We start from the raw sequence: 7,178 nt of genomic DNA, 5'->3' as shown, positions 1-7,178 counted from the left end.
AGTGCCCGCGCCAAACGCATCGCGACGGAATTGGCCTCAAGCCTGGGGTTTTCGCCGGTTGATGCCGGAGGCTTGAAGAACGCCCGCTATCTTGAGCCGCTGGCTGGGCTGAACATCTATTTCGGCTACGGCGCCGGCCTCGGCACAGCCATCGCCCCCACGTGGATGCGGAAGTCCTGAAACAGCCATTCGCCGACGGCTCTCCCCGGTTTCAACTAACCGGTGGAGCTGCCGCGGTGTCCTTGAGCCAAAGATGAACCACTCAGCCATCACGAGCCACATTCTGCAAAGCACTTCTTTCATCCGGAATCATGTCTCGGAGGGGGCCATCGCCGTCTTACACTTGGGCGAAGAACAAACGGCCATCGCTTTCGGCGACACGATCGATCAGGATGAGGTTCTTGTGCTTTCGCTTGGCACCTCGGGAATTGCGCAGGAATACTTCAATGACCGGCTACCCACGCCGCTTGCGTTGGAGAGGGCGATTCAACAGGTTGAAGACGAAATCGCCACCGCTTATAAGGTAGGCGGGAAGCACTTTCGGCTCTTCACAACCGACACCGCCATCGGGGAGATCGCGGTTCAGGCTGGACTCAAGGAGATTGGCGGTACGGTATCTTTGAATATCGCGGCCGTGGAAGGTGTTTTTGGTCGCCTGGTGGCGGCGGCTGAAGGGCAACCGATTTCCTATGCGAAGATTCCCACGGACGGTGAATTCGCGGCGCGGGTTCTGATTCTGCGCGAACTCATGCACCATTTGCGGTTCCCTGACGTTACTTACGTCGGAACCAAGCACGAGGCCGCCTGGCGCTGACCATCACCGGTCGGGACTCCGGCCCACAAGGATGATTCGGTGGTTGGCTTCGCTCTGAAAGATGTTGGTGATCTATTTCGGCATGTCGGCCTTTGCCGACGTTCGGCCTCTGTCCAAATTCAGGCAGGCTATGTGCCAGCTATCTGCCGATCTAACTCTGACGACTGTCGAAGACCGCAATCTGTGTGGCAAAGATCTCCTGTTCCCCTATGCCAAACGCGGCTGATTCTGCGAAGCCACCGCTCAGGCCCGATGAATCGCTCCGACTTTCCTAGACAGTATTGACCTTCTGCTTTGCGACCTAATTCAGCCCTGCGAGATGGGGAGGCGGCTCGGCCGAGTTGCTCACCTATCCCCTATACCAGTATCCAGATCGGAACAGGCACTCAGGGGCCGGTTTCCAGAAACAGCGAATGGACAGTACTGGCTGCGAAAGTGTCCGTGAGGGAAGAATTCATGCTGTTGCAGACACACTGAAGGTATTCGCTACTCTTGCATTTGCCGCGATTTGGAATACTGGCCAGGCGGCATACCCGTGTGGCGGGCGAAGGCAACGCTAAAAGTGCTTGATGAACTGTATCCGATGAGCGCCGCTACTTCTGTGATTGCTTTCTTTCGTTCGAGAAAATTCCTTGCCAAGGCCATCCGCCACGACAGCAGGTAGTCCATCGGTGTGACGCCCACAGCGGCCCTGAATCGCTCGAAAAAAACGGACCGGGACAGCGCCGATTCCTTTGCCAAAAGCGCGACTGTCCACGGTATTTCGGGGTTTTCATGGATGCGCCGGATTGCGTTCGCCAGGCGGATATCGGCGAGCCCACGCAACAGGCCCGGCGATGTCACGGCATTGCTAGAGGAACGTAGCGCTTCAATGAGCAAGACCTCCAATAGACGTTCCAGTACCACATCCCGGCCGGGTCGTTGTGAGCGTGACTCATCGATGACGAGTTGGACCAGTGCAGACAGGCGAACATCACCGCGAATATGAACAAGCTTCGGTAGCAGCGTCAAAAGCAACGTGGCGTCTGGCGATGTCAGGTGGCAAAAGCCGACCAGCGTTCTCACATCGGCCTCGGCCTCGACCACGCCATTGCGATGCTCTCCGTTCGCAAGTTTGGCGGGTGCCGACTGCCATTCGTCTTCGCCGGGAGGGTCGAAACTGAAGGCCGAGAATTTTGACACCGACGGAATCAGGACGAAGTCCCCCGCTTCCACGACCAGCGTCGATCCATCGACTTCGTAGTGCATTTTCCCTTCCAGAACCACGCAACAGCACAAAGGCGCATCGTCGAATTCACCGCGCACGCCCCAGCGTCCGGCACCGGTCACAATTTTTGAGTACGCCATCTTCGGCTGAAGATGCGCAACAACGGACGTCAGAGGCTCAACCATTCCGGACTTCTGCCAATAAATTATGGACGTTTGATTGTGGATGGTTTGTTTAGTGCCGACTATCGTTGTGTCTCTCTCGCAATGAAAGGATCAACATGAAAACCATACTCATCACAGGCTGCTCTTCCGGATTCGGTCTGGAAATGGCCAAGTACTTTTTGGACCGAAACTGGAAAGTCGTTGCCACGATGCGAACGCCTCGAGACGGGGTTTTGCCGCAGTCCGAGCACTTGCGTCTCTTGAGACTGGACGTCACTGATGCGGAAAGCATTCGTCGTACGGTCGAGGAGGCGGGGCCGATCGATGTCCTGGTAAACAACGCTGGGGTTGGCATGCTTGGACCGTTTGAGAGCCTGTCGATGGATGCCGTACGGGATGTTTTTGAGACGAATACCTTCGGCACGATGGCCGTCACGCAGGCATTCCTGCCGCAGTTTCGGACACGCAAAGCAGGCATCATCGTTAACATCGCGTCATCGGTCACGTTAAAAACCCTGCCCTTGCTTTCGGTCTACACAGCCAGCAAGGCGGCGATCGTCTCATTCACAAAGTCACTGGCGCTGGAACTCGAGGAATTCAACATCAAGGTCGGCGTCGTCCTGCCTGGCATGGCACCGGAAACCGCATTTGCCAGCAACGCGCATGAGCGAGTCGCGCAGGCATTTCCCAATGACTACGCCGCGGCAATGAACGCGATGCTTTCGGGATTTCAGAACTACGACGGTCCGGTGACGCGTGCGGTTGATGTGGCCGAAGTGGTTTGGCAAGCCGTGCAAGACGCTCCGACGGCATTCCGCCTTCCCGCCGGCGCAGATGCGATTGAATGGTTCAACCGAAATTAGTTGGAGTTTGAATCGGACGTTGAGAATACGATACGCTGCAGTCGTGGGCGTATCGTATTCTCGTAGGTCCTCAGTAGTCCGAAATTTGCAAGATGGCCTAGGTGAACAACTCGGCCAAAACAGACGTTCGGGCGAAGGCGACAATCGGGCGGCTGTGAGCCGGTTAACTGCCGCTCAACCGCCGGCGGTAATCAATGGCCGCTTTCATTAACAGCGTAGTCCGGCTCCCCACCCTAAACTGTCAGACGCTGTCTAAGAAATCTATGGACGGTGACCGAGTGGAGCCACCGTTCCTGACGACCGATCGCCACCATCACTTCGTACGGAGCCGCAATGACGGAGAGCTTCTCGGCTTTATGTTGAGTTTCACGCAAGGCTGAGTGCCAAGTTGTCGGCTCAAATATATCGCCCCCGATTTTTTTGCAGGCGACGATGCGGCGTCCGATGAAGCTTGGCTGCGATTTTCCAGATGCCGAAAGTCTGATTTTCCCGACCGCTTTTGCGCAATCACAAAGGCGTCACCACTCGTGCAGCTGGAAACCGCCACATTTTCAGGATTGGCGGCACGACGGGAAACGTGACCCAAAAATGAAAATGAATCAGCGGCATCCAATCCAGTACACTCGCCTGCCAACACGCCGGACCGCCATTCGCTTAAAGCGGGCGAAAGCGGAGTTGGCGGTTACCATTGCTAAACCTCTCCCTCAAAGAAAGCTTTCCCCGAATGCAGACGGACGCTAACGAAGCCCTCAAATACGCCGTGGTTGCTGCCGTTCAACGGCCGAGTGTGAACGACACTGAGTTCGAAGCATCGCTCGCTGAATTACGCGACCTGGCGAAAACACTGGGGTTCAAAGTGGTTCATACCTTCACGCAGAAGCGCCCGGGGTTCGATACGACAGCCTACATGGGCGCCGGCAAGCGCGAGGAAATACGCCGTTTCGTGAACAACGAAACGGGGACCGATGACGCCCTATTGGAGGAGGCGCATGGCGGGAATGTAGTCATCGACGCGATCCTTGTGGACCACGAGATTTCGCCGTCACAGGCCAGAAACCTCGAGAATGAGATTGGCTGCGAGGTGATGGATCGCACGATGGTCATCCTTGAGATTTTCCATCGGAACGCCAGATCCCGAGCCGCAAGAGCTCAGGTAGAAATTGCCCGCCTCGGCTACATGGCGCCGCGCTTGCGCGAAGCGGCGAAGCTTGCGGGGCCGCAAGGACGGCAACGTAGCGGCATGGGCGGACGTGGAGCCGGTGAATCGCATACCGAGTTGGACCGCCGCAAGATTCGTGACCGGATTGCCGAACTCCAGCAGGAGATCATCGCGATGGATGCCGAGCGGAAGATACAGCGCTCACGGCGACAAGAGCGCCAAGGATTGGCGTGCACCGCGCTCGTTGGGTATACGAACGCCGGCAAGTCCACACTCATGCGCGCGCTCACAGGAAGCGAAGTCCTGGTTGCTAACAAGCTGTTTGCCACGCTCGATACGACGGTGCGCACGCTTCAACCGGAGAGCGTTCCTCGGGTACTCGTCAGCGATACCGTCGGCTTCATCAAGAACCTACCGCACGACCTAGTGGCATCCTTCAAATCAACGCTGGAAGAAGCACTGGATGCATCGCTGTTACTTCACGTGGTGGATGCCAGCGATGCCGGGTTTGAACGTCAACTTGGAGTGACTGACAACGTACTTGATGAAATTGGCGCCACCGCGGTGCCACGCCTTCTTGTTTTCAACAAGATCGATTGCCTCGGCAACCGTGCTGCGCAAGTTGAACGCGAAGTAATGCTCAGAGAACGGTACCCGGATTGTATGGTGATGAGCGCTCGCCGTCCGGATGATGTCGTGCGGCTACGCCAGATGATTGTTCGCTTTTTCCAGAGAGATCTCGTCGAAATCGAACTTCTTCTCCCGTGGTCAGCGCAACAGCTGCGGGGAGAACTCTACGCAAGCTGTGAAGTATTGGAGGAAAAAGCCGATGTTGGGGGTGCGATTTTTCGTGTCCGTGGCGACCACGACCTGCTGGAAAGCCTGCGCCGGCGGTTTTCGCAAGCGTCATGACGATCACTCAAGGCCTGGCTCCTGCCAAATTACCGCGTACGGACAACGCCGACGATGAACAATAGGCGGCGTGAATCGCCACTGACTTTGGAGTCAGTCTGCTTCGTTACCTAAACCAATCACTCTCACGGGCGAGTCGAACGTCGGCAGTGGCCGAACACTCATCTACTCCTGCCCTTCTGGAAGCGTGAGCAGCCGCGGCAGACGCACCCGGAACACGGTTTCCCCATGATCCGAATGCGCCTCAACGTCGCCCCCGTGCGCTTTGCTGATCTCGCGGGCGATATAAAGCCCCAGGCCCAGGCTACTCCGGTCGCTGCCGTCGTGCACACCGCGCCGGAGCGGTTCAAAGAGGCTCTCCAACACGTCTGAATCGATGGCCTCGCCCGTGTTGCTGACCTCGATCCGGATCGGATTCCCTTCACCGATCAGGCGCACGTGCACGGGGGTGCCGGGGTCTCCATACTTCACGGCATTGATCACGAGGTTGCTCAGGAGTTGGCGCAGGCGCCGTCCGTCCCACGTGCCCCGAACATCGCCCGTCACCTGCAACTCAATCGTCTGGCCGGGGTAGGCCGAACAGAGTTCGTTCACTTCGTCAGCGCACAGGCTGGCGAGATCCACCGGGGTTGGCGTTACGGAAATCCCAAGTCCGAGTTGCGCGCGGTTGAAGTCGAGCAGGTCGTCCAGGAGTGCGTGCATGCGCGCACCGCTGCCGATGAGGCGTTTGGCCGCTGCCGATATCTCCTCCCCCACGTTGAGTGCGCCCAAATACGTTGCCGTCATTTGAATGCTCTGCAGGGGACTGCGCAGGTCGTGACCCAACATGCCGAGAAAGAGGTTTCTCGACTGCTCGACGCGCACGGTAAAGAAGTCGAGCGATTCAGCCAAGGCTTGGTCAATGGCCTCGTTGAACCGAATCACGTCGTCGAGATGGGGTACATTGGCGCCACAGTCGTCCATCCACAAGCGCAGGACGCTTGCCCGCAGTGCCCGGTATTCCGCCGCCAGTTGCCGCACGTCGAAGCCGCTGTGGGCTCTCAAGAGGGCGTGCGTCTGCGCGGCCGTCTCGGGGGCATTCCCAACCATAGGCGCGAGGCCCTTGGACTTCTGTGACTGCTGTTCGCGACTCTGCGGCTCGCGCAGGTCCTTGGCGATGGCTTGGAGAATCTCCTCGGCATGGTCGCGCAGCGTGAGCGTCCCCATCTTCGCCGCCGCCGGCAACTGGATGCGGGCAAAGGCTTCCCATTGCGCTACGATGGGTTCGATGTTGTGCCCGATGAAATCGGCGAGTCGTTCGGCCATTTAGGTCCTCCACCTTACCCGTCCGCTTGAACGCAGATTATGCCTGTTAGACTTGCCCCTGGGAGGGGAGTTCAGGTGTTGCGGTCGATCTCACTTGGCGGAGGCCATCCCTGGATCGGCCTGCACCTGCATCACATCGGGATCGAATAGGCGCAGGAAACTCCATAGGTCAGCCTCGTACTGCGCGCTCAACCAGGCGTTCCATTCTTCGTCGGCGAGGACTACGACGCTGCGTTTTTCTTCACCCGGGGGACAAAAGCGTGACATCAAGGGATGGTGGTCGGCGTTGACGGTCAGCAGCGAGAAGGACCAGCGCGATACGTCACCGTCGACATGCCGATCCCACATGCCCGCCAAGCCGAAGGGACGGCCATCCTGCCGGGCGATGCGCCAGCGGGCGTACTGGGTGCCGTTGCTGTTGTAGCGCCGGGCAAAGAAGGCTTGTACCGGAATGATGGCCAGTTGGCGGTGTCGCCACGGGGCACGGTAACGGGGCGCGGACGCCGCGGTTTCCGCAGGCGCGTTGTAAGCACGCCAGTCCGGGCCGGGTGTCGGCGCGTGTACGACAAAGCCGAACTCGCCCGGCAGCCACTCGTCGGGCCGCTCGTTGGCCAGAAAGGGCGCCACCTCCCCCGGGCCGCAGTCGAACGCATACGCGAAGGCCGGCAACGGCCGACCGTAGGGCGCTAACGCCGTGCGTACGGTAGGCTGGTAGCTTGAACACATTACCTCTTCCTCTTCAGGAGACGCCGGA

Annotated in this window: 6 protein-coding genes and 1 pseudogene; 4 read left to right on the top strand and 3 right to left on the bottom strand. The window is 58.5% G+C overall.

All coding sequences use genetic code 11. From position 1 onward, the window contains the following. Together NZ453_RS21210 and NZ453_RS21205 are read left to right on the top strand one after the other, a co-directional pair. Positions 1–180 (top strand): annotated as a pseudogene (locus tag NZ453_RS21210) (NADPH-dependent F420 reductase); the annotation flags it as partial. 73 nt (positions 181–253) lie between these two features. Continuing rightward, the gene (locus tag NZ453_RS21205; RefSeq protein ID WP_263772970.1) at positions 254–814 is read left to right on the top strand and encodes a hypothetical protein; all 561 of its coding nucleotides are present in this window, start codon (positions 254–256) and stop codon (positions 812–814) included. 486 nt (positions 815–1,300) lie between these two features. Here the strand turns inward: NZ453_RS21205 and NZ453_RS21200 are convergent, their stop codons facing one another. Then, positions 1,301–2,206: an AraC family transcriptional regulator gene (locus NZ453_RS21200; RefSeq protein ID WP_263772968.1), complete on the bottom strand. Its 906-nt coding sequence runs from the start codon at positions 2,204–2,206 to the stop codon at positions 1,301–1,303. A 95-nt stretch (positions 2,207–2,301) separates the two neighbouring features. Here NZ453_RS21200 and NZ453_RS21195 point away from each other — a divergent pair, with 95 nt between their 5' ends. Both NZ453_RS21195 and hflX read left to right on the top strand, forming a co-directional pair. Next, positions 2,302–3,048, top strand: coding sequence for an SDR family oxidoreductase (locus NZ453_RS21195; protein ID WP_263772967.1), 747 nt, complete (start codon positions 2,302–2,304; stop codon positions 3,046–3,048). A gap of 724 nt (positions 3,049–3,772) precedes the next feature. Continuing rightward, positions 3,773–5,119: a GTPase HflX gene (hflX, locus tag NZ453_RS21190; RefSeq protein WP_263772966.1), complete on the top strand. Its 1,347-nt coding sequence runs from the start codon at positions 3,773–3,775 to the stop codon at positions 5,117–5,119. A 165-nt stretch (positions 5,120–5,284) separates the two neighbouring features. Here the strand turns inward: hflX and NZ453_RS21185 are convergent, their stop codons facing one another. Continuing rightward, on the bottom strand, positions 5,285–6,424 hold the full coding sequence (locus tag NZ453_RS21185; protein ID WP_263772965.1) for a sensor histidine kinase: 1,140 nt from the start codon (positions 6,422–6,424) through the stop codon (positions 5,285–5,287). Between the two features lie 90 nt (positions 6,425–6,514). Continuing rightward, on the bottom strand, positions 6,515–7,150 hold the full coding sequence (locus NZ453_RS21180; protein WP_263772963.1) for an SOS response-associated peptidase family protein: 636 nt from the start codon (positions 7,148–7,150) through the stop codon (positions 6,515–6,517). Positions 7,151–7,178: the final 28 nt, after the last annotated feature.

The sequence above is a fragment of the Propionivibrio soli genome, assembly GCF_025770765.1.
Lineage (GTDB): Bacteria > Pseudomonadota > Gammaproteobacteria > Burkholderiales > Rhodocyclaceae > Propionivibrio > Propionivibrio soli.
Note: the sequence above shows the minus strand (reverse complement) of the source record. Positions and strands in the feature narration are given on the sequence as shown.